This window comes from Paraburkholderia sp. A1RI_3L (genome assembly GCF_048957895.1).
Classification (GTDB): domain Bacteria; phylum Pseudomonadota; class Gammaproteobacteria; order Burkholderiales; family Burkholderiaceae; genus Paraburkholderia; species Paraburkholderia kururiensis.
The window spans coordinates 45,335-69,355 of the sequence record NZ_JARCHA010000010.1 but is presented as its reverse complement, the minus strand read 5'-3'; the positions used below and the strand labels follow the sequence as shown (position 1 = coordinate 69,355).

The 24,021-nt window shown below is 64.1% G+C and carries 18 protein-coding genes; 12 read left to right on the top strand and 6 right to left on the bottom strand.

What is annotated here, in order from left to right:
* Positions 1 to 17: 17 nt before the first annotated feature.
* Genes PXJ20_RS24005 through PXJ20_RS23990 form a run of 4 tightly spaced genes read left to right on the top strand, consistent with a single transcriptional unit; the run spans position 18 to position 4,384 of the window.
* Positions 18 to 896 carry an alpha/beta fold hydrolase gene (locus tag PXJ20_RS24005; protein ID WP_421031872.1) on the top strand — a complete coding sequence of 293 codons (879 nt, stop codon included), beginning with the start codon at positions 18 to 20 and terminating at the stop codon, positions 894 to 896.
* Between the two features lie 3 nt (positions 897 to 899).
* Positions 900 to 2,537: a bifunctional 3-(3-hydroxy-phenyl)propionate/3-hydroxycinnamic acid hydroxylase gene (locus PXJ20_RS24000; protein ID WP_421031873.1), complete on the top strand. Its 1,638-nt coding sequence runs from the start codon at positions 900 to 902 to the stop codon at positions 2,535 to 2,537.
* On the top strand, positions 2,527 to 2,856 hold the full coding sequence (locus PXJ20_RS23995; protein WP_421031874.1) for an NIPSNAP family protein: 330 nt from the start codon (positions 2,527 to 2,529) through the stop codon (positions 2,854 to 2,856). The genes PXJ20_RS24000 and PXJ20_RS23995 overlap by 11 nt, the downstream gene beginning before the upstream one ends.
* 58 nt (positions 2,857 to 2,914) lie before the next feature.
* Positions 2,915 to 4,384 carry an NAD-dependent succinate-semialdehyde dehydrogenase gene (locus PXJ20_RS23990; RefSeq protein WP_421031875.1) on the top strand — a complete coding sequence of 490 codons (1,470 nt, stop codon included), beginning with the start codon at positions 2,915 to 2,917 and terminating at the stop codon, positions 4,382 to 4,384.
* A 21-nt stretch (positions 4,385 to 4,405) separates the two neighbouring features.
* On the opposite strand, the gene PXJ20_RS23985 is transcribed toward PXJ20_RS23990, so the two are convergent.
* Positions 4,406 to 5,131 carry an IclR family transcriptional regulator gene (locus PXJ20_RS23985; protein ID WP_421031876.1) on the bottom strand — a complete coding sequence of 242 codons (726 nt, stop codon included), beginning with the start codon at positions 5,129 to 5,131 and terminating at the stop codon, positions 4,406 to 4,408.
* A gap of 301 nt (positions 5,132 to 5,432) precedes the next feature.
* Between PXJ20_RS23985 and PXJ20_RS23980 the strand changes: the two genes are divergently transcribed.
* Complete coding sequence (locus PXJ20_RS23980; protein ID WP_017775050.1) at positions 5,433 to 6,890, top strand: APC family permease; 1,458 nt, start codon at positions 5,433 to 5,435, stop codon at positions 6,888 to 6,890.
* 26 nt (positions 6,891 to 6,916) lie between these two features.
* Here the strand turns inward: PXJ20_RS23980 and PXJ20_RS23975 are convergent, their stop codons facing one another.
* Together PXJ20_RS23975 and PXJ20_RS23970 are read right to left on the bottom strand one after the other, a co-directional pair.
* Complete coding sequence (locus tag PXJ20_RS23975) at positions 6,917 to 8,020, bottom strand: ATP-binding protein (protein WP_126877013.1); 1,104 nt, start codon at positions 8,018 to 8,020, stop codon at positions 6,917 to 6,919.
* Entirely contained in the window at positions 8,020 to 8,709 is a 690-nt protein-coding gene (locus PXJ20_RS23970) for a response regulator (RefSeq protein ID WP_017775052.1), read from the bottom strand. Before PXJ20_RS23970 ends, PXJ20_RS23975 begins: the two co-directional genes overlap by 1 nt.
* Positions 8,710 to 8,844: 135 nt before the next feature.
* Here PXJ20_RS23970 and PXJ20_RS23965 point away from each other — a divergent pair, with 135 nt between their 5' ends.
* A complete protein-coding gene (locus tag PXJ20_RS23965) occupies positions 8,845 to 9,228 on the top strand; it encodes a hypothetical protein (protein WP_421031877.1) in 384 nt (127 codons plus the stop codon).
* A gap of 244 nt (positions 9,229 to 9,472) precedes the next feature.
* Positions 9,473 to 11,233: an ABC transporter ATP-binding protein gene (locus PXJ20_RS23960; RefSeq protein WP_421031878.1), complete on the top strand. Its 1,761-nt coding sequence runs from the start codon at positions 9,473 to 9,475 to the stop codon at positions 11,231 to 11,233.
* A 60-nt stretch (positions 11,234 to 11,293) separates the two neighbouring features.
* On the opposite strand, the gene PXJ20_RS23955 is transcribed toward PXJ20_RS23960, so the two are convergent.
* Positions 11,294 to 12,793, bottom strand: a complete 1,500-nt coding sequence (locus tag PXJ20_RS23955) for a flagellar hook-basal body complex protein (RefSeq protein WP_421031879.1) — start codon at positions 12,791 to 12,793, stop codon at positions 11,294 to 11,296.
* Between the two features lie 282 nt (positions 12,794 to 13,075).
* Here PXJ20_RS23955 and fliD point away from each other — a divergent pair, with 282 nt between their 5' ends.
* Complete coding sequence (gene fliD, locus PXJ20_RS23950; RefSeq protein ID WP_421031880.1) at positions 13,076 to 14,491, top strand: flagellar filament capping protein FliD; 1,416 nt, start codon at positions 13,076 to 13,078, stop codon at positions 14,489 to 14,491.
* 96 nt (positions 14,492 to 14,587) lie between these two features.
* Here the strand turns inward: fliD and PXJ20_RS23945 are convergent, their stop codons facing one another.
* Positions 14,588 to 15,406: a flagellin domain-containing protein gene (locus PXJ20_RS23945; RefSeq protein ID WP_017775057.1), complete on the bottom strand. Its 819-nt coding sequence runs from the start codon at positions 15,404 to 15,406 to the stop codon at positions 14,588 to 14,590.
* Positions 15,407 to 15,975: 569 nt separating this feature from the next.
* Here PXJ20_RS23945 and PXJ20_RS23940 point away from each other — a divergent pair.
* From PXJ20_RS23940 to PXJ20_RS23925, 4 genes are read left to right on the top strand one after another with little or no spacing between them, the layout of a single operon-like run.
* Positions 15,976 to 17,235 (top strand): efflux RND transporter periplasmic adaptor subunit, encoded by a 1,260-nt coding sequence (locus PXJ20_RS23940; protein ID WP_421032640.1) that lies wholly within the window; start codon positions 15,976 to 15,978, stop codon positions 17,233 to 17,235.
* 7 nt (positions 17,236 to 17,242) lie between these two features.
* Positions 17,243 to 20,392, top strand: a complete 3,150-nt coding sequence (locus tag PXJ20_RS23935) for an efflux RND transporter permease subunit (RefSeq protein ID WP_421031881.1) — start codon at positions 17,243 to 17,245, stop codon at positions 20,390 to 20,392.
* Positions 20,389 to 21,960 carry an efflux transporter outer membrane subunit gene (locus PXJ20_RS23930; RefSeq protein WP_421031882.1) on the top strand — a complete coding sequence of 524 codons (1,572 nt, stop codon included), beginning with the start codon at positions 20,389 to 20,391 and terminating at the stop codon, positions 21,958 to 21,960. The genes PXJ20_RS23935 and PXJ20_RS23930 overlap by 4 nt, the downstream gene beginning before the upstream one ends.
* A gap of 22 nt (positions 21,961 to 21,982) precedes the next feature.
* Positions 21,983 to 22,939 (top strand): DUF535 family protein, encoded by a 957-nt coding sequence (locus PXJ20_RS23925; protein WP_421031883.1) that lies wholly within the window; start codon positions 21,983 to 21,985, stop codon positions 22,937 to 22,939.
* A 74-nt stretch (positions 22,940 to 23,013) separates the two neighbouring features.
* Here the strand turns inward: PXJ20_RS23925 and PXJ20_RS23920 are convergent, their stop codons facing one another.
* Positions 23,014 to 24,015, bottom strand: a complete 1,002-nt coding sequence (locus PXJ20_RS23920; protein ID WP_421031884.1) for a WD40/YVTN/BNR-like repeat-containing protein — start codon at positions 24,013 to 24,015, stop codon at positions 23,014 to 23,016.
* Positions 24,016 to 24,021 lie beyond the last annotated feature (6 nt).

Sequence of the window (24,021 nt, the reverse complement as noted above, 5' to 3'; positions counted from 1 at the left end):
GCCCTGGAGAGCGAGCGATGAATACCTTGCCGGTGCAGGAAGGCTGGATTGTCAACGACGGGCTGCGGCTGCGCCATATCAGCTGGGGACGCGAGGATGCGCCGCCCGTCGTGATGCTGCACGGTCTGCGCAGCTATGCGTACACGTGGGAGCCCGTGGCCGCAGCGTTGGCCGATAGTTACCGTGTAATCGCGCTTGACCAGCGCGGCCGCGGTTTGAGCAACTGGGACCCGCAGCGCAACTATTACGCCGAGGCCTATGCCCGCGATCTCGAAGTGCTCGTGGACGCGCTCGGGCTGCGCCGGTTCGTGCTCGTCGGTCATTCGATGGGCGGCGCCAACGCGTTCGTCTACTCGGGCAAACATCCTGAGCGCCTGGCCGGGCTCGTGGTTGAAGACATGGGGCCTGGCGCGTCGGCAAGCTCCCAGGGTTCGGAGCGCATCAGACGCGAACTGCGCGACACGCCCGATGCCTTTAATTCATGGGATGAGGCCCGCGCATTCTGGCGCCGGCAGCGCCCCAACATTTCGGACACCGCACTGGAGTCGCGCGTTGCGCATTCCCTGAAGACCGGCGAAAGCGGCCGCATCGTCTGGCGGCATGACGCCGCCGGCATCGCGGCGGCGCGCCTTGCGGCAACGCCGGCGCAACTGGTTGATCTGTGGCCGTTCGTGACGGGACTCGCGATGCCCACGCTCGTGCTGCGTGGAAGCGATTCGGATTTCCTGTCCGCGGCGACGCTGGAAAAGATGGCGGCGGCTTCGCCGCAGATCTGCACCGTGAGCATTCCGCAGGCAACGCACTACGTTCACGACGACCAGCTTGCCGCATTCAACGCGGCGCTGCGTGCGTGGCTCGATCATCTGAACGACGCGGTATGGCGCGAGGGGGCCTGAGCGGTGAAGGCGGACAACACATACAGGCCGTCGGTCGTCATCGTGGGCGCCGGGCCCAATGGCGTCGCGATGGCGAACATGCTGGGGCTGTACGGCATCGCCACCGTGGTGATCGAAAAGACCCCGCAAATCGTGGAGTTTCCGCGCGCGGTGGGCATCGACGACGAAGCGCTACGCCTGTTCCAGACCGCAGGACTCGCCGACGAACTCTGCCGCGACATCATCCAGAACGTGCCGCTGCGCATGTTCAAGGCGAACGGACGATGCTTTGCCGACATCCGGCCTTCGGGGCGCGAATTCGGTTGGTGGCGGCGCAACATCTTCATGCAGCAGCTTGCGGAAAAAACCTTGCGCGCGGGGCTCGCGCGCTATCCGCACGTCTCGCTTCGCTTGAGTGAAGAAGTGGTGGATCTGCAGCAGGACGACACAGGCGTGACGCTGCACGTTCGCCGCGTAGACGGTGAGACGTACGCGCTGGAAGCCGACTATGTCGTGGCCGCGGATGGCGGTCGCAGTCCGCTGCGCGAGATGCTGGGCGTGAAGCTGGAAGGCACGACTCATCCCATCAAATGGGTGGTGACCGATGTCAGGAACGCGGACATGGACCAGCCCTGCACGGCACTCGTGTGCGATCCGCGCCGGCCCAACGTCTGTGTGTATCTGCCGTTCAACTACCGACGCTGGGAATTCCTCGTCTTTCCTCACGAGAACGAGGAAGAGATCGCCACGCCTGCATCGATCCGACGATTGATTGCGCCGTACGTGAGCAACGTCGACGAGATCGAGATCGTGCGCGCGCGAACCTACACGCACCATTCGCGCATCGCCAGTCGATTTGTCGTGGGCCGTGTCGCATTGATCGGCGATGCGGCGCATCTGACACCGCCCTGGATCGGCCAGGGCCTCAACGCGGGTCTGCGTGACGTCGGCAATCTTGCGTGGAAGCTGGCCGGCGTCGTGCAAGGGCGCCTGCGGCCCGAGGTGTTGCATACCTACGAGTCCGAACGGCTCGATCACGTGCGCGCCATGATCAGTCTTGCCGACACCTTCGGGGCCATGCTCATGCCCACGAATCGCGTGGCGGCCTGGCTGCGCGACAGTTTCTTCAGCCTTGCGCGCTTCGCGCCTGCTCTGCGCAACTACGTGTTGCAGATGCGGTTCAAGCCCATGCCGAGCTACACGAACGGCGTCGTGTTGCCGGGCACTTTGGGCACTTCTGTCGCGACGGGCAGGATGATCGTTCAGCCCGACGTGGAAACCGCGGACGGCGTGCGTCGCAAGCTGGACGACATACTGGGTCCGTGGTTCGCCATCATCGGCTGGCGTTGCGATCCGCTCGCGCATCTGTCGGCTGACGACCGGAGCTACTGGCATGCGCTCGGCGTGAAATTCGTTCAGGTGAGTCGTTCGCGCAGCGGGGTGTCCCGTGAAGACCGCGTGGACAGCGCATATGGCAGCGAGTGTGTAGAAGACGTCGATAACGTATTGGCGGAGTGGTTCCATCAGCACCCAGGGCCTATCGTGCTCGTACGCCCTGACCGTTACGTCGCGGCGCAGACTGACGTGGCAGGGTTGGCCGATCTGGCCAGCCGCTTTCAGGCGTTCGCGTCCCCACAGCTGGAGGAAGCCGATGTTTGTTGAACAGCGTATCTACACGCTCGTGCCGGGCGGCACAGCGGAATATTTGAGGCTGTACGTGGAGCACGGCCGCGAGGCGCAGGAGCGCATTCTCGGCACGATGCTCGGTTGCTTTACGACCGAGGTCGGCCCGCTCAATCAGCTTGTGTATCTGTGGGGCTTCGAGTCGCTTCAGGACCGCACTGAACGCCGCGTGCGACTGATGGCCGACGCTGCATTCAGAGATTTCCGCGGCAAGGTGCGCCCTCTGCTCGTGCGGCAAGAGAACCTTATTCTCAAGCAGGAAATCGGTGGCGTGCTCGCGCGCCGTCCGCCTCAGTAGTGTCTGGTTTTAGCCTGCGTGATCGAGGTGCTTACATTGAAACCCGCTGAATACGCCTATGCCAACGAATGTTTCTGCATCGCCGGCGCATGAGTCGGCCTACCCGTCGCTTTGCTTCTATATCGACGGTGTTTTCCATGCCGCCGACCATCGCCAAACGCGTCCTGTCTTCGACCCGGGCACGGAGCAGGTCATCGGCGAACTTCCGCTTGCCGACGCAGACGACGTTGCGTGTGCCGTGGATGCCGCCCATCGCGCGTTCGAGCGGTGGAAACGCGAGTCGCCACTCGCGCGTTCCGACATTCTGCGCAGGGCAGCCGCGCTGATCCGCGAACGTGCGGTCGAGATTGGTCGCCATATCACGATGGACCAGGGCAAGCCGTTGCAGGAGGCGATAGCGGAGGTGGCATCGTCTGCCGAGCATCTTGAGTGGCATGCCGAAGAGGGGCGGCGCATCTACGGGCGTGTCGTGCCGGCCCGCTCGCCCGACGTGCAGCAGACGGTGCTGCGCGAACCGGTTGGCGTGTGCGCCGCGTTTTCGCCGTGGAATTTTCCGTTCAACCAGGCATTGCGCAAGATTGCGGCCGCGCTCGCCTCGGGCTGCACGCTGGTGTTGAAGGGACCGGAAGAAGCGCCCAGCGCGATCGTCGCGCTGGCACGCGTCTTTCATGACGCGGGGCTGCCGCCTGGCTGTCTGAACGTGCTGTGGGGCGTGCCGTCCGAAGTATCGGCGCAACTCATCGAATCTCCGAAGGTGCGCAAGATCTCTTTCACGGGATCGGTGCCCGTCGGAAAGCAACTGGCTGCGCTCGCGGGTGCACACATGAAGCGCATGACGATGGAACTGGGCGGACACGCGCCCGTGATCGTCTGCGACGACGCCGACGTGGCGCGCGCCGCCGCCATGCTGGCCGCCTACAAGTTTCGCAACGCCGGGCAGGTATGCGTTTCGCCCACGCGTTTCTTCGTGCAGCGCCGCGTGTACGAGCGCTTCGTCTCCGCATGGCTCGACGCGATGGCGACCATTCGCGTGGGCCACGGCCTCGAGCCCGGCGTCACGATGGGCCCGCTCGCACATGCACGGCGGCTTGCCGAAATGGAAGCCTTCGTGAGCGATGCGAAAGCAAAGGGCGCGGAAATCGCGGCGGGCGGCACGCGGCTCTTCAGTCGCGGCCATTACTTCGCACCGACTGTTGTGCTGGCGCCTCGCTCCGATACGCGGTTGATGTGCGAAGAACCGTTTGGTCCCATTGCGGCACTCGTGCCGTTCGACGGACTCGACGCGGCGATTGACGAAGCGAACAGGCTGCCTTTCGGGCTCGCGTCTTATGCGTTCACTACGTCGTCGCGCAACGCGCATCGCATCAGCCGAAACCTGGAGGCGGGCATGGTCAACATCAACCACTTCGGCATGGGCCCGGCGGAGATTCCATTCGGCGGGGTGAAAGAGAGCGGCTTCGGTAGCGAAGGCGGAACGGAGACCTTCGACGGCTATCTGGTCACGAAATTCGTTACGCAGCTCAACTGAACGATGACGCGTATCGACGGTTCAGATGGCCTGCCCGATGCGCGTGGCCGCGTCGACGAGCAGTTTGCCGAGCACGCTCTGGTCGAACAGCGAGAAATGCTCTTCACGAAACACGAGCGACACGCTGCTGTTGATGTCGCCGTTGCTCGCGGCAGCAATGGGCGCGGCAATACCGACGAACCCCTGGTCCAGTTCGCCGCGCGAAAGGCAGTAACCGCTCTCCACGATGTGCTGGCAATGCCGCCAGAATGCGGTCCAGTCTTCGAATTCGCCCATTTCCGCGCGATGTCGTTCATGTAGACGTTTGAGCCGGGGACGCGACATCGAGGCGACGATGGCTTTCGAAGACGCACCATGAAAGAGCGGCATGATGCGTCCGCGCCCGAAACCGAGTTGCAGGTTTTCTACGCCCGTTTCGTGCAGGACGTTGATGATCTGTTCGTCGTACAAGGTGGACACGAGTGCGTCGCCGCCCGTCAGCTGCGCGAGTTTCTGCACCACCGGTGTGGCGGCCATGAGCATCGGGTCAGACTGGCGCATGTTGTAGTCGAGATGGATGATGCGCGGCCCCAGCGTGTAGGCGCCGTTGTGGCTCACGAGCAGGCCGACGGAGACCAGTTCCTTAACGTAGCGGTAGCACGTGGTTCGCGAGAAACCCATGTGTTCGGCGATGCCTTCTGCCGTCATCGACATGGCCGAAGACGAGAAGACGTCAAGGATGGAGAGCATTTTGGTGAGGCTCGACATGAACGGTCCGTAGCGAAATGTATTGTGCAGAAAGGCCGTAGCAAGGGCGGCTGCGGTCAGTTTCGACCTTGCCCGGCAGGCTCATATTGCGGGATTTCAGCAGGGAAATTTCGATTTATGGCGTGGTAGTTTATCGCCAATCCTGCATTGTGCCGATTCGGGATAACAGCGCGAAAAATGGACTTCTAATATCGGGTTCGTGTAGCCGGATCGTCAGCGGGCGCTTCGCCTCGCTCTTCGGCAGCGGAACTGCGGGCGGTGCGCTGGCCCGACTATACCGACACATGACGGAGGAGACGTAATGCTTCAGCAGACGCAGGCCCCGCATCCCGGGCTCAGGCAAGGTGCCTTGAGTATCGGATTCATCATCTTTTTCGTCGTCTCGGCGGCGAGCCCGTTGAGCGTGCTGGCGGGCGGCTTTCCGATCGGCATCATGCTCGGCAATGGACCCGGCACGCCCGCGCTGCTGCTCGTGACGCTCGGCATTCTGCTCACGTTCTCGGCCGGCTATACCGCGATGGCGCGCCACGTCACGAATGCCGGGGGGTTCTACGCGTTTTCGTGCCGCGGCCTGGGTGGCCTTCTGGGGGGTGGCGCAGGCATGCTCGCCATGTTCTGCTACAACATTCTGCAGATTGGCGTCTATGGTCTCTTTGGCGCGGTTGTTTCGGACACCGTTTCAACGGCTTTCCATCTCGTGTTGCCCTGGTGGGTCTATTCGTTCATGGCGCTGGCGAGCGTCGCGATACTCGGGTATCGGCAGATCGATCTGTCGGCGCGCCTGCTCTCCGTGATGGTGACCGCCGAGTATCTGACCATTCTCGTGCTCGACGCGTGCATCCTGCTGAAAGGCGGCGAAGCGGGCGTCAATCTGGATGCCTTCAAACCCGCGGCCGTATCGAGCGGTTCGCCTTCTATCGGGCTGTTGTTCTGCTTCGCCGCGTTCATCGGCTTCGAAGCGACCACGATCTACGGCGAGGAAGCACGCGACCCGAAGCGCGCCATTCCCATTGCGACATTTGCGGCCGTGCTGCTCATTGGCGCGTTCTATTCGCTTTCGCTGTGGGCCATGGTGGTGGGGGCCGGCGCGAACAAGATCGTTCCTGCGCTGCAAGCCATGCAGGATCCGACTACGTTCATCTACGGCCTTTCCGACCGCTATGCGGGGCATGGCCTCACGCAGGTGATCCGTGTGCTGTTCATCGTGAGCATCTACGCCGGGTTGCTCGCCTTTCATAACTCCGCGGCCCGATATTTCTTTGCCAGCGGACGCGACCGTTTGTTGCCGCAAGTGCTCGGACGTGCACACGGGCGACATCAGAGCCCGCACGTCGGCTCGCTGCTGCAATCCTTCATTGCAGCGGTTGTGGTGGGCATATTCGCGCTGCTGCACGCGGACCCGGTGCTCCAGTTGTTCGCCTGGCTCTCGAACGTGGCGACGCTATGCGTGATCCTGCTCATGGCGATTACCTCGGCAGCCGTGATCGGCTTCTTTCGTCGGCGCTCGGGAATTCATTCCGCCGCGCGCGAGAGCTGGGTACGTACGCAGGCATTGCCCGCCGTCTCGTGCGTGCTGCTGACTTACGTGCTCATTACAGCGATCAGGCACTTCGATGTGTTGACGGGCGCGAGCGGCTGGCTGGCCGACGCGTTGTGTTCGCTCGTGCCGCTCGCGGTGCTGCTCGGTGTAGCGTTGGCCGCGCGGCTGCGTCGGGTATCGGCGGAGCACTATCGGCGGCTGGGCACGTACACGCCTTAAACAGGTTCCGCACGCTGCATGCGGTATCACGGTTCGGGAAGCGGCGCGCGCGGAATATCGATTTCGAAGATGCTGCCGCCCACGCTCGACTGAACGTAACGTACCTCGCCGCCGTGAGCCATGGCGATGGCTCGCACGACGGACAAACCGAGCCCGGATCCTCCGGACTCCCGCGAGCGCGATGCGTCGCCGCGTGTAAAGGGATTGAAGGCGTGGCGTGCGAATTCCGGGGTGAGGCCAGGGCCTTCGTCCTCCACGCGCAGCACCACATGCGTGTCGCGGGGCTCCACCTCGATGCGCAGCCGGCCAGCATGCGCATAGCGACGTGCGTTATCGAGCAACGCGAGCAACGCCTGCCGGATTCGCGGACCGTCGCAACGCAGGATGACGGGCACGATATGGAGTTCGACGCGAAGGCCGGCTTCCTCCAGCGCCGGGCGGATCGAATCGACGGCGTGCTCGACTTCGGCGCCGATCTCGGTTGGCTCAATGCGCATTTGCATGCGGCCGCTGTCTTGCAGCGTGACGACACGCAGGTCTTCCACCAGACGCGAGAGGCCTTCCACCTGAAACAGCAACCCACGGAACAGCGCTTCGTCGGGGCGGAATACCCCGTCGCTCAGGCCTTGCAGGCGCCCCTTCAGGATGGTGAGCGGCGTACGCAGTTCGTGCGCGATGGCCGCGTTCCAGGCCGCCATGTCGGCGGCCATGTCCTGCAGTTTCATTGCCATCGTGTTGAAGTCGTCTACCAGATGCGCCGTTTCGCCGAGCGAGCGATCGCCTGGCACGGCGCGGGCGGCGAGGTCGCCTGCCGCGATGCGGCGTGCGCCCTCCGCGAGCGAATTGAGCGGAGCGAGAATGCGCCTCGCGAGGCGCAAGGCAATGATGACCGCGACGATAAGCGCCACGAGCAGCAGCGCGGCGAAGATCAGGTAGTCCGGCGCCTGCGGGATGAGCATGTCCTCGGGCGGCCCCGGCGGCAGAGGTATGAACGTATAGAGCAAACCGTAGATCACGAACGAACCCACGAACGCGATCAGCGTCGTGATGACCGCGACGAGCCCCATCGACATCACGATCTGCCGGCTCAGCCGGTTGCGCTGCGGCATCGGCCCTTCTTGAGTCGGCATCAGCTTTCCATGAGCCGGTAGCCGACGCCGCGCACCACCGACATCATGCCTGGTGCACCGCCCTGGTCGAGCTTCTTGCGCAGGTTGCAGACGTGGCTGTCCACAGTGCGTTCCAGCGCGTCGCCGCCGGGCAGGCAGGCGTCCACCAGTTCGCCGCGGCTGAATACGCGGGTGGGCGATTTCGCGAGGTGGGCCAATATCCGGAACTCGGTCAACGTGAGCGCGAGCGGCGCTTCGCCGGCCTCGCTCACCACCTTGGCCACGTATCGCTCGGTATCGATTTCGAGCTTGCCGGCGCGTAGAAGCCCTGGCGAGCGCGAAACGCCGACGCGCCGCAACACGGCCCGCACGCGCGCGACGACTTCCACGGGATTGAAGGGTTTGACGATGTAGTCGTCTGCGCCAAAACGCAGGCCCTGCAGGCGGTCGATGGCCTGATCGAGCGCCGTCAGCATAATGACGGCCGTATTGCTGCGGCGACGCAATTCGACGAGCACTTCCCAGCCGTCCTTCTTCGGCATCTTGACGTCCAGCAGCACGAGGTCCGGCTTCAGTACGGGGTGCACATCAATGGCGGTTTGCCCATCGGTCACGCGGTAGGTGCGAAACCCTTCGCGCACGAGGTACGCATCGAGTATTTCGGCAATTTCCGGTTCGTCTTCCGCAATCAGGATCAGCGCATTGTTCATGCTTCTATCTCGGGTCTCGACAGCGCGCATTCGGCTGCTTACGCCTGTAATGCTGGCACAGGGCGGGGCGCCGGTTAATGGTCTCCACGGAATCTCAATGGTATCTCAACACTCTTTGGCGGCCACGCGCCTAAGATGGGCGCACGCCTGTATAGCGGTCAATACGTGGTACGAAACACGGCAGGACTGCTGCGGCAGGTCAGACAAAATATCGGAAAAACGATACGAGGTGCGGGGATGCGATTTCGCAGGCGGGATGGTGTCGTTGTCGAAGCCAGCCGGTGGTTTTTTCCTGAAAAGCACCCTCGGGTTCAGTTTCGCGGCGGCAAGTGGATGATCGCGACGCCCGACGGGTGGCGCGAAGTGAAGGCAGGCGACTGGATTCTGACGGATAGCACCGGCAATTCGTGGCCCATGTCGAACCTTTCGTTTTGCCAGGTATATGAGCCGATGCGTGAACCGATGCGTGAGCCAATGTGCGAGCCAATGTGCGAGCCGAAGCGCGACCCCGAAGTCTGATGTTGTTTGCCTGAGGCTCCGGGCGTTGGTCCGTGAGTATCGGAGCCTCCCTGGCCAGCCCTGCGGGTTGGCCTTTTTTCTTTGTGCGTCCGGATCGCCATAGCCGCTATATGGGTGCACTGTATGAGCGGTCGTGGCGCGAGTCTTCATCGAATCTCCATCGAACCTCCATGCGCTGTGGCGACAGCCAACCGAAGATGCACGTGCTGACGAAACGCGTCAGTTCGTCAACCTGAGGTGTTCCATGAGTCGCCACGCGCCTGCTGCACGGCACGTTTTCCTGCGCAGAGTACTTGCGCTTTTCAAGCCCTATTCGCTTCAGTTTGCCGTCGTGCCGGCATTGATGGTGTTCGCCTCCATTGCAGGCGTGGCCAACCCCTTCATCATCCGGCGCATCATCGACGAAGCGCTTCCGCAAGGCAATTTCCGGCTTCTCCTGGGTCTTGCGGCGGCGTTGGTCGCCATCGCGGCGGCTACGGCCGTGGCGAGCACCATTCAGACATTCGTTTCGACCCGGATCGGGCAAGCCATCATGCACGACCTGCGTGTGCGCGTGTATGGGCATCTGCAGAATCTGTCGTTGTCGTTCTTCACGAACACGCGGTCGGGCGAAATTCAGGCACGCATTGCCAGCGATATCGGCGGTCTGCAGGCGCTCGTCACGCACACCGCGGTCGAGGCCGCCCGGAATGCAAGCGTGGTCGTCATGACAGCGATCGCCATGCTCGTGCTCGACTGGCGTCTTGCGCTGCTCTCGTTCGCCGTCATACCGGGCCTTGCGTGGCTGCAATGCCGGATCGGCCTCATGCGTGAAGCTATCGTGCACGAGCAGCAGGCACGCATTGCCGATTTGTCGTCGACCATCCACGAGTCGCTGTCCGTTGGCGGCATCGTGCTTGCGCGTACCACGGGCCGTCTTCGTCATTTGCTAGGCGGATTCACCCGCACGTCGCGCGACGTGGCGCACCTCGAGGTGCGCTCGCACTCCGCGGGGCAGTGGGAATGGAGCCTCGTCTACTTCGCGCTCTCCGTGTTGCCGGCACTCACGCTGCTTGCTGGAGCGGCCTTCATGGATTTCGGTATGGCAATGACCATTGGCACGCTGGTGGCGATGATCACGTTGCAGGAGCAATTGTTCTGGCCGCTTGAAGAAATTCTTGCCGCGAGCGTCGAATTACGCACCGCCCGCGCCCTGTTTGCGCGCATCTTTGAGTACCTGGACAAACCCGTTGGTATCACGGAACGTCCGCATGCCGTGACGCTGGTGCGCGCCGCGATGCGCGGCAACGTGCGCCTTGAAAACGTGACGTTTCGCTACGACGGCAGCGACGTACCGGCGATTCGCGATGTCAGCATCGACATCCCCGCAGGGTCCCACGTGGCTATCGTCGGACCCACCGGTTCGGGCAAGACCACGCTGGCCTATCTGCTGGCGCGTCTGTATGACGTGGAGGGCGGAAGCATCACTTACGATGGCGTCGATGTGCGCAATCTGAGCTTTGCATCGCTGACGGAGATGCTCGGCGTAGTCACGCAGCAGCCGTATCTGTTCAACGCATCGGTTGCAGATAATCTGCGTTTCGCGAAACCGGACGCCACTGACGACGAACTCGTGGCCGCCGCGCGCGTGGCCCAGGTCCACGACCTGATCGCCTCGCTGCCTCAAGGTTACGCGACACGCGTGGGCGAAGGCGGCTATCGCTTTTCGGGCGGCGAAAAGCAGCGCCTCGCGCTTGCGCGCACCGTGCTGCGCAATCCGCCTGTTCTGCTGCTGGACGAAGCCACCAGCGCGCTCGATACGCGAACGGAGCGCCTGCTCGCAGAAGCGCTCGCCGCGCTGGCGAAGAATCGCACGACCATCACCATCGCACACCGGCTCTCGACGGTGCGCGACGCGGACCAGATCATCGTGCTCGACAAGGGGCGCATCGTCGAGCGCGGCGACCACGACAACCTGGTCGCGCGCTCCGGCATGTATGCCGAACTCGTTGGATCGATGAGTTGAATTTCCGTCGTTCCTGCGCGCGTTTGCGGCAGGAACGACTCGCGCACGTCTTGCGGCGCATTAGATGTTCATGAGCGTCTGATCGACCATGCGCTGTGTCTTGATGGTCTGCGCATTCGCCTGGTAATTGCGCTGCGCGGTGATCAGCTTGACCAGCTCGTTCGTCAGATCGACGTTCGAGTTTTCGGTTGCCCCGCCTTGCAGCGTGCCGTGGTTCGTCGAACCCGGTGCCGATATTTGCGCGACGCCGGAAGACGACGTCTCCTGAAACTGGTTGTTGCCCAGATTCACCAGTCCGTTCTGGTTCGCGAAGTTGGCGAGCGCGATCTGGCCCAGCGCCATGGTCTGTCCGTTCGTGTACCGGCCTGTGAGCGTGCCGTCGTTGCCTATCGTGAAGCTCGCGAGCTGTCCCGCCGAATAGCCGTCCTGCGCCAGCGCGTTGATGCCGTCCTTGCTGCCGAACTGCGTTGTGCCGCCAAGCTTCAGCAGCAACGGTTGCGGCGTGGCGGAACCGTTGCCGTTCGTCACGGAGAAGTTGAACGCAAGCGCCGTGGTGGTCGGTTTTCCAGAAGCGTCTACCGTACCGGTCAGATTGCCCGACGTATCGAACTTCGCGCTGCCGATGGGCGTGCTGGGCACGTTGCCCGGCTGGCCTGCGTACACGTCCCACATGCCGGCGCTTTTCCTCACGAAATACATCGACACCTGTTGCTGGCCGCCGAGCGAGTCGTATACGGGCACCGATGTCGAGAAGTTGTACGTGGTGCTGTCCGCGGCGTTGAAGGCAATCGGGTTGGGCGTCACGGTGACCTTGTCGCCCGCTGCCGCGACGCCGGTGAGCGTGACGGTTTCACCCATGCCGAGTTTGATCGGCGCATTGGCGGCGTAGCTCAGTCCCGTTTGCGATGCGCCGGCGCTGGAGGTCAGGTTATAGGTGGTGGGGCTCGTGAACGTCAGGGTCCACGTGTCCGCGTTGGTGCCTTGCGTGCCGTCCGTGATCGTTGCGCCTTTGCTCGCGAGCGCGCCCGAGGCGGTGACGGTGGGCGTGCCGAGCTTGAGCGCATCGTGCGCGTTCAGGTTGAGGCTCGCCGTGATGGTGCTCGTGGCGGTGGGCGCAATGTTCGTCGTCGGCACCTTCAGCGCAACCGTGTTCGCGGTTTCCACGATGCCGTTCGCGTTGGCCGCATAACCCATCAGCTTCAGGCCGTCCGCGTTCGTGACGAAGCCGTTGCGGTCGAGTTGGAACACGCCGTCGCGCGAGTAGGTGAGCGCGCCGTTGTTCGACATCTGGAAGAAGCCGTTACCGTTGATGGCAACGTGCAGCGCGACGTTGTCCGTGGTGATGGTGCCTTGCGAGAAATTCTGTTCGACGCCGGCGAGCCGCGAACCGAGTCCGATCTGGTTGTGCACCGCCGTGGCAACCGAGTTTGCATAGATGTCGGCGAACTGCGCCTGGCCGTGCTTGAAGCCGGTTGTGTGCGCGTTCGCAATGTTGTGGCCGATCACGTCGAGGTCTTTCGATGCACCTGCCAGTCCGCTCAGTCCTTGCTGGTAACCCATGATGGTCTCCGTTTCCAGTTGAAGCCGCCCGCGTTGGGATGATGCTGGCGACCATCGAAGGCCGGCCGCCCGGCTGCGAACATGCTGAGGTGGAACGCAGCGGCGCACAACGGCGTTCATGGAATCTCGACGGTATCTCGACGCGCAGGCGTCGCGCGTTGCATGAGAGGCGGGTCAGAAGGCGAAATTCATCAGATATCCATAGAAACTCGACGGAGCCTCAACTGAAGCATGCGTCACTAGCGGGAGCAGGAACACACACCGCCTGACAGGAGCATGCGCATGACGACGACCGCCCCTTCCTCGAGCGATACCGGCGCATTGATCCGGCAAGCAACGCAGTCTGTGATCAGCGGCGCGACCCGCTCGTCCATCGACGTCGATACGCTGGTGGCCGCGCTCGTCACCGCGAAGACCGCGGGCCAAGCGGGCATGCTCAGCCGGAAGCAGACCGCGGACAACGTGGAGCTTTCGGCAGTGGGGAAGCTTCAGGCTGCGCTTGCCTCGCTGCAATCCGCGTTGCGCGGCTTCACAGACGGCACGGCGCTCAACGCGCTCACGGTGGCCGTGAGCGGAAGCGGTCTGAAGGCGACGGTCAAGACGGGCGCGGCGACCGGCACATACAGCGTGGCGGTGACCAACATTGCAACCGCCAACAAGATTTCGTCGCAGGCGTTCGCGCGCGATGCGAGCCCTGGCAGCGGCACGCTGACGGTCGGCGTGGGCAGCCGCACGATGCAGATCAACGTTGCCACGGGCAGTTCGCTCGCGAGCGTCGCGAAAGCGATCAATGCGGCCGCAGACAACCCGGGTGTTTCGGCTGCTATCGTCACCGCGACGGACGGCCAGCATCTCGTGCTCACGGCAAGGCAGACCGGCGCTGCAAGCACGATTTCGATATCGGCGGGCAGCGGTCTCAGCGCGAAGCTCAATACGTCGGCCTTTACGCAAATCACTGCGGGAAAAGACGCGAAATTTTCCATCGACGGCAATACCGTAACCAGCGCAAGCAACACCGTCGAGGGAGCGCTGACCGGCATCACGCTCGCACTGACCGCAGAGGCCGTGGGCACCACGCAAACCGTTTCGGTCGAGCGGGATACGACAGCGTCAACGAAGGCCATTACCGATTTCGTCGCCGCCTACAACCACTACATTGCAACGGAGAAGAGCCTGACCTGGGATGCGTCGCAGCCTTTGGCTTCGCGCGCGGGGCCGCTGCTGGGCGATGCGATGACCAACGCCATCACCAATCGGTTTGGCAGCCTGATCAGCGGCGGTGTCGCCGTTGGAGGGCGAACGTACAGCCTCTCGTCCATCGGCATCGACCTGCAACATGACGGTACGCTTGCCGTGAACGCCACAACGCTGCAAAAGGCGCTGGCGGGCGCGGGCTCCGCGGTGTCGGCGTTGTTCAACTCGACGAACGGCATCGGGGTGAAGCTGAATACGTTCATCGATACGTACACGAGGCCGAGCGGCACGTTCGATCAACGCACGCGCACATTGAACGCCGACCTGGGCAAGCTGACGGACCATATGACGCAGCTCAAGCGCTACCAGGACACGCTGAAAGCGCAGTACAACGCGCAGTTTCAGGCGCTCAACGTGCTCATGACCACCATGCAGAACAACACCCGCTATCTGAACCAGCTGTTCGGCGGGGCCGGCATGCCGGGGACGCTGCATCGCCGGTAAGGCGATGCGGGTTCAATAGAAGCGGAGCAAGAAAAAAACGACGCTCGCAGCACGTGGGCGGCGCGCGGTGTCCCCGCGTGCCGCCGTTTTTTGTGCTTACTGCAAGAGCTTCAACACCTGCTGCGGCAGCGAGTTCGCTTGCGCAAGCACCGAGATACCGGCTTGCTGAAGCACTTGCGCCTTCGAGAGGTTCGCCGTTTCCGAAGCAAAGTCCGCGTCCACAATTTGCGCCCGCGCGGAGTTCAGGTTGGTCGATTGCGTCTGCGTGTTGCTGATGGCCGACTGGAACGTGTTCTGCGTTGCGCCCAGCGTTGCCTGGAAGTTGTTGACTTGCGAGAGCGCTGCGTCGATTGCAGTAATGGCGTTCTGCGCGCCCGAGGTGGTCGAGATATCGACACCTGAGACACCGAGGCCTGCCGCGTTCCACGTGGTCGAGCCGAAACTGGCGGTGATCGTCTGGTTCGCCGATGCGCCGATCTGGAAGTTCACGCTGCCCAGACCGCCGAGCACGGCCTGACCGTTGAACGTGGTCTGCGTCTGCACCCGGTTGATTTCCGTGAGACGCGTGGCCACTTCGGTTTGCAGGTTCGCTTGCGCTGCCGAGCCGAGCGAGCCGTCGCCCGATTCCACGGCCAGCTGGCGAATGCGCTGCAGGTTGGCCACGGTCGACGAGATGGCACCGGAGGCCGTTTGCACCATCGAGATGCCGTTGTTCGCGTTCATCACGCCTTGATTCAGTGCGTTGATGGCAGCGGTCTGGCTGGTGGCGATGGCGAGACCGGCGGCGTCGTCCGCGGCGGTGTTCACACGCTTGCCCGACGACAGGCGGTTGATCGCTTGCGACAGGGCGCTTTGTGAACCGGAGAGGTTTGTCTGCGTCGTCAGCGACAGGATGTTGGTATTGATATTGAGCATCGGTGACCTCTTGAAAGTAAGAGATGGATAACGTGCGGTCAGGGTTGCCGGCGATGGAAATTGCATCGTTATCGGGCAACCTTTCTCCGTTATCGGCCGATGGTTGTTTTTATTTAGGACCGTTAACCAAAAAATGCCGAAAAAAATACCGGCCTGTGGCCGGTGAAAAAAAGAGCTGTTGCTCTTGAGGAAGCGGGCCAATTATTTCAGCCGATTATGGACGTTTAATCGAGATTCGATGGATGGCATTTGAATACGAAAAATCCGTGCAACGGCCCTGTCTCCATTGAATCTCAACAGTATCTCAACACGATATGGGCGCTGCGCTCCGATGATCTAGCCGTTCCTCGCGCATATGCGGCATCGCATCGAGATTGCGGATTTTGTGAAAGCACAGATGCAAACCCACATGCGAGCGCGAGAAATGAATTGAACGCTGTTTGCACAAGGCTCCGGCCAGACCCTCGGAGTGCCAGGAGCCATTTGGCCGACCGCTTTCCGGGTCGGCTTTTTTTCACGCGGATGAAGCGCCTGAAAACCTGTGAAGTACTGGAGAGAACGTGTTCTACATGAAAGGCAAGCACATCGCGAAGGGCGTGGCCGCTGCGGTGGTGCTGATGTCCCTCGCTGCATGCAAGGATCCCGGTGGCGCCGCGAATAGAGGCGCCGCACAGGAAAGTCCGCGCGCGCAGGTCAGTGTGGTGATGCTGCGTGCGCAGGCGGTGCCGCTTACCACCGAACTGTCGGGACGTGTGGTGGCCTCGCTCGAGGCCGAGGTTCGTCCGCAGGTCACGGGCATCATCCAGAAGCGTCTTTTCCGCGAAGGCGGCGAGGTGAAGGCCGGCGAGGCGCTGTACCAGATCGACCCGGCGACCTATCAGGCTGCGTACGACAGCGCACGTGCAGCGCTCGTGAAAGCCGAGGCCGCGGTGCCCGGCGCGCTGGCGAAGGCCGACCGCTATAGCGACCTCGTCAGGCGCAACGCCGTCAGCAAGCAGGAATACGAAGACGCGGCGGACGTGCTCGCGCAGGCCCGCGCCAACGTAGCCGTTGCCAAAGCCGCCGTGGAGACGGCGAGAATCGCGCTCGACTACACCACCATCCGCGCGCCGATCTCGGGCCGCATCGACCGGTCTTCGCTCACGCCAGGCGCGCTCGTCACGGCGGGTCAGGCCGTAGCGTTGACCACCATCCGCCAGATCGATCCGATCAACGTGGACCTCACGCAGTCCAGCGCGAGTCTGCTCGCGCTGCGCGAGGCAATCGAATCGGGACGTCTTCAGTCGGCGGGTTCCGGCGTGGGCGTGAGGCTGAAACTCGAGAACGGCACGCTTTATCCGTACGCCGGCAAACTCGAATTCGCCGAATCGAGCGTGAACCAGGCGACGGGCACTTACGTCCTGCGAGCCGTGCTGCGCAATCCCGCGCGTCTGCTGCTGCCCGGCATGTACGTGCGGGCATGGGTCGACGAGGGCACTGCGCCCCACGCGTTTCTGATCCCGCAGCGCGCAGTGAGCCGGGGCCTGCGCGGCGAGGCCACGGCGCTCTTCGTGCGCAACGGCAAGGTGGTGGAGCAGACCTTGACCGGTGCGCGGCAGGTCGGCAACGACTGGCTCGTGCGGACTGGCGTGGCCGATGGCGACCAGGTGATCGTGGAAGGCAGCCAGCTCGTAAGAGAAGGCGACGCCGTGACGGCGGTGCATGTCGAACTCGACAAGGCGACGGGCGCGGTTGGTCCCACGCGTGCCGTAGCTCGCGCGGATAACGCCGATTCGCCGGGCGCCCCACGCCCGGCGCTGATCCGCGACCGGCAGGCAAGCCGAAGCTGAGGGCGCGATGTCGGAGTTCTTCATCAGGCGCCCCGTATTCGCGTGGGTCATCGCCATTGCCGTCATGCTGGGCGGGCTGCTCGCATTGCGAACGCTGCCTGTCGCGCAGTATCCCGAGATTGCGCCCACCACCATATCGATCAGCGCGTCTTACCCCGGCGCCGATGCGCAGACGGTGGAGAACTCCGTCACACGCGTGATCGAGCAGGGCATGACGGGTCTCGACCATCTTCTGTACATGTCGGCCACCTCCAGCGCCACGGGCGAGGTGGAGATCCGGCTCACGTTCACGCAGGACGCCAACGCCGACGTGGCGCAGATGCAGGTGCAAAACAAGCTGCAACTCGTCGTCTCGCAGTTGCCGCAGATCGTTCAGAGCACAGGGCTTTCCGTGACGAAATCGTCGGCGGCCTTTCTGATGGTGATCGGCTTCGCGTCCGTGGGCGGCAAATTGTCGTCCGCCGATCTGGACGACTACGTGAGCAGCACGCTCAACGAGACCATCAAGCGCGTGCCCGGCGTCGGCAACACGCAGTTGTTCGGCTCGGGCTACGCGATGCGGATCTGGCTCGACGCCGACAAGCTGGCGCGCTATGCGCTGATCCCGAGCGACATCGAGACTGCACTTAGAGCGCAGAACACGCAGGTATCGGCGGGGCAGCTCGGCGCCCAGCCGGCGCGCGCCGGGCAGCAGCTCAACGCCACCGTCACGGCGCGCAGCCGCCTGCAAACGCCGGCGGAATTCGGCGACGTCATCGTGAAGAGCGCGGCAGACGGTGCGATCGTGCGCCTGCGAGACGTGGCGCGCGTCGAGATCGGCGCGGAGAACTACACCTATGTCTCGCGCTACAACGGCATGCCGGCGTCGGGCCTTGGCATCAACCTCGCCACGGGCGCCAATGCCGTCGATACCGCGAGAGCGGTCAAGGCTGCCATCCACGCGCTTTCCGGCACGCTGCCCGCAGGCGTCAAGGTGTTCTATCCGTACGACACCACGCCGTTCGTGACGCGCTCCATCGACGAAGTGCTGAAGACCCTGGCCGAAGCCGTGGTGCTCGTGTTCATCGTCATGCTCGTGTTCCTGCAGAACGTGCGCGCCACGCTGATCCCGGCGCTCGCCATTCCCGTGGTGCTGCTCGGCACGCTCGGCGTGCTCGCCGTCTCCGGCTATTCGATCAACACGCTGACGATGTTCGCGATGGTGCTCGCCATCGGCCTGCTGGTGGACGACGCCATCGTCGTGGTGGAGAACGTGGAGCGCGTGATGGCGGAGCAGGGGCTTTCCGCACGCGAGGCCACGCGCAAGTCGATGGGCGAGATTACGGGCGCGCTGATCGGCATTGCCACGGTGCTCTCCGCCGTGTTCGTGCCGATGGCGTTTTTCTCCGGCGCAACCGGCGTGATCTATCGCCAGTTCTCTATCACCATCGTCACGGCCATGCTGCTTTCCGTGCTCGTGGCGCTCGTGTTCACGCCGGCGTTGTGCGCAACCCTGCTCAAACGCCGCGATGCAAACCACAAGGGCAATCACAACGGACGCGGCTTTGGCGCCTGGTTCATGCGTACCTTCGAACACGGCTCGCTCAAGTATCGCGAGGGCGTGCGGGGCGTCATGGCGCGCGGCACCCGGTTCCTGCTTCTGTTCGTGGCGCTTCTCGTTGCGCTCGCGTGGCTCTTCACGCGGCTGCCCGGGTCGTTTCTGCCCGTGGAAGACCAGGGCATGGTGATGACGTCCGTCCAGTTGCCGGTGGGTGCCATGAGCGACCGCACCGCCCGCGTGCTCGACGAGGTCACGCACTACTACCTGCACAACGAGCGCGACGCAGTGGAAGGCGTCATGACGATCGAGGGCTTCGGCTTTGGCGGCTCGGGGCAGAACGTGGGGCTCGCCTTCGTGCGGCTCAAGGACTTCGACCAGCGGGGCTCGAAGCGGCTTTCGGCCGAGGCTGTCGTGCAGCGTGCCACCGAAGCGTTCGCGCGTATCAAGGACGCGCAGGTGTATGCGCTGCTGCCGCCCACCATCGAAGGCATGGGTACCTCGAACGGGTTCGATCTCTATCTGGAAGACAGCAACGGCGCCGGGCGCGACCGCTTGATGGGCGTGCGCGACCAGTTGTTGAGCGCGGCGGCCCGCAGCCCGCTGCTCGCGAATACGCGCCCGGCCGGCCAGGAGAACGCCCCGCAATTCGCCGTGGACATCGACGAGGAACAGGCGAGCGCGCTGGGCGTGAACCTGCACGACATCAACACGACGCTCTCCATCGCGTGGGGTAGCGACTACGTGAACGACTTCATCGACCGGGGCCGGGTCAAGAAGGTCTATCTGCAGGCCGACGCCGATTTCCGCATGCAGCCGTCCGACCTCGGCAGCTGGTTCGTGCGCAACGCGAGTGGCGCGATGGTGCCGTTCTCGTCGTTCGCGAGCGGCCGGTGGACGTCCGGTCCCCTGCAACTGGAGCGCTACAACGGCAGCGCCGCCGTGGAAATTCAGGGCGAAGCGGCGCCGGGCGTCAGTTCCGGCACGGCGATGAAGGAGATGGACCGCATTGCCGCGCAACTGCCCTCAGGCTACCGCCACGAGTGGACCGGGCTGTCCTGGCAGGAGCGCCTCTCGCGCAATCAGGCGGCCGCGCTTTACGCGATGTCGGTGCTCGTGGTGTTCCTCTGCCTCGCCGCGCTCTATGAAAGCTGGACCATTCCGCTTGCCGTCATGCTGGCCGCGCCCATCGGCATTGCGGGGGCCGTGGTGGCCGCGCTCGCCTTCGGTCAGACCAACGACGTCTATTTCAAGGTGGGGCTCTTGACCACCATCGGGCTTGCGGCGAAGAACGCCATTTTGATCGTGGAGTTCGCGCTGGATCGCGAGGCCCGCGGCGCCAGCGCCGCTCATGCCGTGCTCGAAGCGGCCACGCAACGGCTGCGGCCCATTCTGATGACCTCGTTCGCCTTCATTCTTGGCGTCGCGCCGCTCGCGTTTGCCACAGGCGCAGGCTCCGGCGCGCAGAACGCGATCGGCGTGGGCGTGATGGGCGGCATGGTTGCCTCCACGGTGTTGGGCGCGTTCTTCGTACCGCTGCTGTTCGTGGCGGTGCGCATGGCGTTCCCGGCCGCGCGAATGGACGACAACAAGGAAGACGACAGGGATGGTCCGCGATGAACGCCATCACATCGATCGTCATGAGCGTGACCGCGACATGCCATGCGCGCACGGCGGTGACGCTTGCAAGCGGTCTCATGCTCGCCGGGTGCGCCGTGGGCCCCGACTATCGGCAACCCGAGATGGCTGTGCCCGATAAATGGGCCAGCGTCGGCGCCATGACGCCCGCCAGCCGGCCCGAACTCGCGCAGTGGTGGACGCGGCTCAACGATCCTTTGCTCGATGCGCTGATCGACGAAGCGGTTGCCGGCAATCTCGACGTGGCCACGGCGCGGGCGAAGGTGCGCGAAGCGCGTGCGCTCTATCGGCAGGCGGCGGGCACTGCGTGGCCGTCTTTGCGGGCAAGCGTTTCCGGAACGCGCTCCGGGGGACCGGGCCGCATGTCGCCGGGCGCTTCTTCCACCACTTCTTCCACCACTTCGTCCACCACTTCTTCCACCACCAACATCAACTCAGGCACGGGTAACGCAGGCGACCTGTTCCAGGCAGGCTTCGACGCAAGCTGGGAACTCGACCTGTTCGGTGCGAACCGGCGGGCCCAGGAGGCCGCGAAGTACGGCGTCGACGCGGCGCAGTGGGGGCTCAGTGCAGCGCTCCTCACGCTGATCGGCGATGTGACGTCGTCGTATGTGCAGGCCCGCGGTTATCAGGCGCGGCTCGCATTGGCGCGCGACACGGCTGCATCGCAGGAGGAAACAGCGCGCATCACGCGCCTCAAGTTCGAGGCAGGGGCTTCCTCGGGGCTCGATGCAGCCAACGCGGCGGGGCAGGCGCAAAGCACGCGGGCCGCCATTCCTGCCTTCGAGGCCGCTTATGCGCAGACCGTGCATGGCCTTTCCGTACTGACAGGCCAGCCGCCGGAGGCGTTGCTCGACCGCATGGAACAGCCGGAGCCGCTGCCCACGCCGACGCTGCCCGTCTCGCTCGGCGTGCCCGCAGACGTGCTGCTTGCGCGTCCCGATGTGCGTCTTGCGGAGCGTCGGTACGCGCAGTCCACGGCCAAAGTGGGGCAAGCCGAGGCCGCGCGTTACCCGAGCGTGAGCCTCACGGGAAGTCTCATAACCTCGGCCACGCGGCCGGGCGACCTGGGCCAGCGCTCCTCGATCGGCTGGGCGTTCGGACCGTCTCTTACGGTGCCGCTCTTCAACGGCGGGCGGCTCAAGGCCGGTGTCGAAGTGGCGCAGGCCGAGCGGGACCAATCCTTCATCGCGTGGCGCGCGGCCGTGTTGAACGCACTGAAGGACGTGGAAGGCGCGAGCGTCGCGCTGTACCAGGAGAACGAACGCATCGCGGCGCTGCGCGCCTCCGCTGCCTCGTACCGCACCGCCGCGGATCTGGCTCGCCTGCTGTATCGCGCCGGCTCCACGAGCTTTCTCGACGTGCTCACGGCAGAGCGCTCGCTCTATCTGGCCGAGGACGCGCTGATCCAGAGCCGGGTGCTCTTCGCGACGCACTACGTCGCGTTGAACAAGGCGCTGGGCGGCGGCTGGAACGGACACATCGATACGTCGACGCCGGAAGTCGTCGACGCCCACACCGGCCCGCATCTCGACACGACGCGGGACTGACCTCACTACGCGAGACACCAACATGCTCGTCGCACACGCATTGCGTTTTCTCCCCGAGTTCGTTCCAGGCAGCGATCTGAAATCGCGGTTCAGAAGAGTGCGCATCTGGATGTATGCGGCGCTTCACCCGCGCGCTGCCTGTTGCTGGTTCAACGCGCTCGCGGAGCACCGGGTGCTTGCCGATATCGCGCGGCACGACCGGCGCTTTGCGGAGCGGCCGTTTCATGGGCTCGCGCAGTTGCACCTGGGCGCGCTTGAGCGTGTAGCGATGATTCGGGACCACCACGTTCTGATGGAACGCCTGCTGGGCGACGCGCTCACGCGGCGTATCTATCTGATGGGCGAGCACGTCGTGCTGGCCGCGTGTCCGCCGTTCTTGATCGTGCTGAAGAGCGTGACGCGCTGCCGGCGCGAGGGACTGTTGACCGTCGCATGCACCGACGCCGAAACCGGCGTCGATCTCGCATGGGCCACGCTCACGCTCGAAATGCGATATGACACGCGCACGCCGGGGCTCTTCATCGGTGGCCTGCAGGGGCCGGGCGGTGAGCACCGCGAGCGCGTGCGCATCGCCACGCGGGCGAGCCATGGGCTGCGCCCGAAGGCGGCGGTCATGGAGGCGATCGGCGCGTTGTGCGAGCTACTGGATATCCGCTCGCTCACAGCGGTGGCGCGCTCGGCCCATGTATCGAGTGCAGGCGCCGACGCGTTTCGTTCCGACTACGACGCGTTCTGGCAAGAGTTGGGCGGAACGCGAGCGGGGGACCGTTTCGCGTTGCCGCTGGTGCCGCCGCATCGCTCGATCGACCAGGTGCCGTCGAACAAGCGGGCGGCGTTCCGGCGCCGGCAGACATTGATCGCGCAGATGAAGGAACAGCTTCGGTACTGCGTGGAGCGCGTGAGGCACGAGAGCTCGCCGCGCAGCGATCCGCCCGCACGGAAGGAGACGGCGCCGACACTGGCGTATGCGGTGCAGTGAGCGACGCGAAAGCGCTGTCTGCGCGACGTAGGCGCAGGCGCTTCTTTCGCTTCCGCCGTTGCGCCTGATGTGCCTTATTTTGCGCGTGCCTGGATGGGTGCGTCGGCCACTACACCTTCTCGCGAATACAGCACGGCATGACAGGACGCATCGAAGGCCACGGCCGTCAACGGCAAGCGGTCCTGGCGCACGTTGGAGGCAAACGACGCTCCGCCATCGTCGCTGTGCACGACGAGACCATCCAGACCCACGCCGACGATAGTCGAGCCGCACAGCACGAGCGAGGTGATGGACGACTTGCTCTGCGTTTCCACGCGTTGCCACGTTTCGCCGTGATCGGCGCTCTTGTACAGCGAGCCGCGCAGGCCGCCGACAAACAGCGTGCCGTCGGCAGCGGCTGCGCCGGTCCAGAACGATCCCTTGTAGCCGGTGCTGAGGTAGCGCCAGTGCGCGCCGCGATCGTCGGAACGCAGCACCATGCCGCGTTCGGCCGGCGCGTAGAGCCGGTTCTGTGCATCCACGAAGAGGCCTTGCAGATTCAGGTCCGCGCGTTGCCCCTCGCCGGGGGAGGGCAACGTGACTGCTCGCCAGTGCGCTCCGCCATCCGACGTTTCCAGCGTCAGCGACCACAGGCCGACGGCCACACCGTGATCCGCGTCGAAGAAGTGGACCGCGAACAGCGGACGGTCGGTCTTCGTGTCGCTGCGTTGCAGTTGCCAGGTTTCGCCGCCGTCCGTGGTGCGTAGCACGACGCCCCAGTGGCCCACGGCCCAGCCCTGCCGCGCATCGACGAACGAGACGGAGGTCAACGTGACGTCCACCGGCACGCGTTTCGCCTGCCGGTGGGTCTTGCCGCCGTCATCGGAGAGCAGGACGACACCATGGTCGCCCACCGCGACGATGCGCGAGCCGGCTGTGGCAGTGCCCAGCATCGTGGCCGAAGCCGCATACGGCACGGAGACGGCCGGTGCGGCCAACGGTGCAGGTGGCGCGTTGTCCGTCGTCACGGCGGCCAGGGCGACGAGCGGCAAAGACAGAAGCGCCGCGCAGGCGAGAGCAGAGAGGCGAGAAGTCATGGCGGC

Bases quoted from the DNA above. Each gene is read 5' to 3' on its own strand.
- PXJ20_RS23925 (WP_421031883.1), top strand. From the start codon at position 21,983: ATGCTCGTCGCACACGCATTGCGTTTTCTCCCCGAGTTCGTTCCAGGC.
- PXJ20_RS23995 (WP_421031874.1), top strand. From the start codon at position 2,527: ATGTTTGTTGAACAGCGTATCTACACGCTCGTGCCGGGCGGCACAGCG.
- PXJ20_RS23975 (WP_126877013.1), bottom strand. From the start codon at position 8,020: ATGCCGACTCAAGAAGGGCCGATGCCGCAGCGCAACCGGCTGAGCCGG.
- PXJ20_RS23930 (WP_421031882.1), top strand. From the start codon at position 20,389: ATGAACGCCATCACATCGATCGTCATGAGCGTGACCGCGACATGCCAT.
- PXJ20_RS24005 (WP_421031872.1), top strand. From the start codon at position 18: ATGAATACCTTGCCGGTGCAGGAAGGCTGGATTGTCAACGACGGGCTG.
- PXJ20_RS23920 (WP_421031884.1), bottom strand. From the start codon at position 24,015: ATGACTTCTCGCCTCTCTGCTCTCGCCTGCGCGGCGCTTCTGTCTTTG.
- PXJ20_RS23960 (WP_421031878.1), top strand. From the start codon at position 9,473: ATGAGTCGCCACGCGCCTGCTGCACGGCACGTTTTCCTGCGCAGAGTA.
- PXJ20_RS23945 (WP_017775057.1), bottom strand. From the start codon at position 15,406: ATGCTCAATATCAATACCAACATCCTGTCGCTGACGACGCAGACAAAC.
- PXJ20_RS23990 (WP_421031875.1), top strand. From the start codon at position 2,915: ATGCCAACGAATGTTTCTGCATCGCCGGCGCATGAGTCGGCCTACCCG.
- PXJ20_RS23955 (WP_421031879.1), bottom strand. From the start codon at position 12,793: ATGGGTTACCAGCAAGGACTGAGCGGACTGGCAGGTGCATCGAAAGAC.
- PXJ20_RS23965 (WP_421031877.1), top strand. From the start codon at position 8,845: ATGGGCGCACGCCTGTATAGCGGTCAATACGTGGTACGAAACACGGCA.
- PXJ20_RS23970 (WP_017775052.1), bottom strand. From the start codon at position 8,709: ATGAACAATGCGCTGATCCTGATTGCGGAAGACGAACCGGAAATTGCC.
- PXJ20_RS23980 (WP_017775050.1), top strand. From the start codon at position 5,433: ATGCTTCAGCAGACGCAGGCCCCGCATCCCGGGCTCAGGCAAGGTGCC.
- PXJ20_RS23940 (WP_421032640.1), top strand. From the start codon at position 15,976: ATGAAAGGCAAGCACATCGCGAAGGGCGTGGCCGCTGCGGTGGTGCTG.
- PXJ20_RS23985 (WP_421031876.1), bottom strand. From the start codon at position 5,131: ATGTCGAGCCTCACCAAAATGCTCTCCATCCTTGACGTCTTCTCGTCT.
- PXJ20_RS23935 (WP_421031881.1), top strand. From the start codon at position 17,243: ATGTCGGAGTTCTTCATCAGGCGCCCCGTATTCGCGTGGGTCATCGCC.
- fliD (WP_421031880.1), top strand. From the start codon at position 13,076: ATGACGACGACCGCCCCTTCCTCGAGCGATACCGGCGCATTGATCCGG.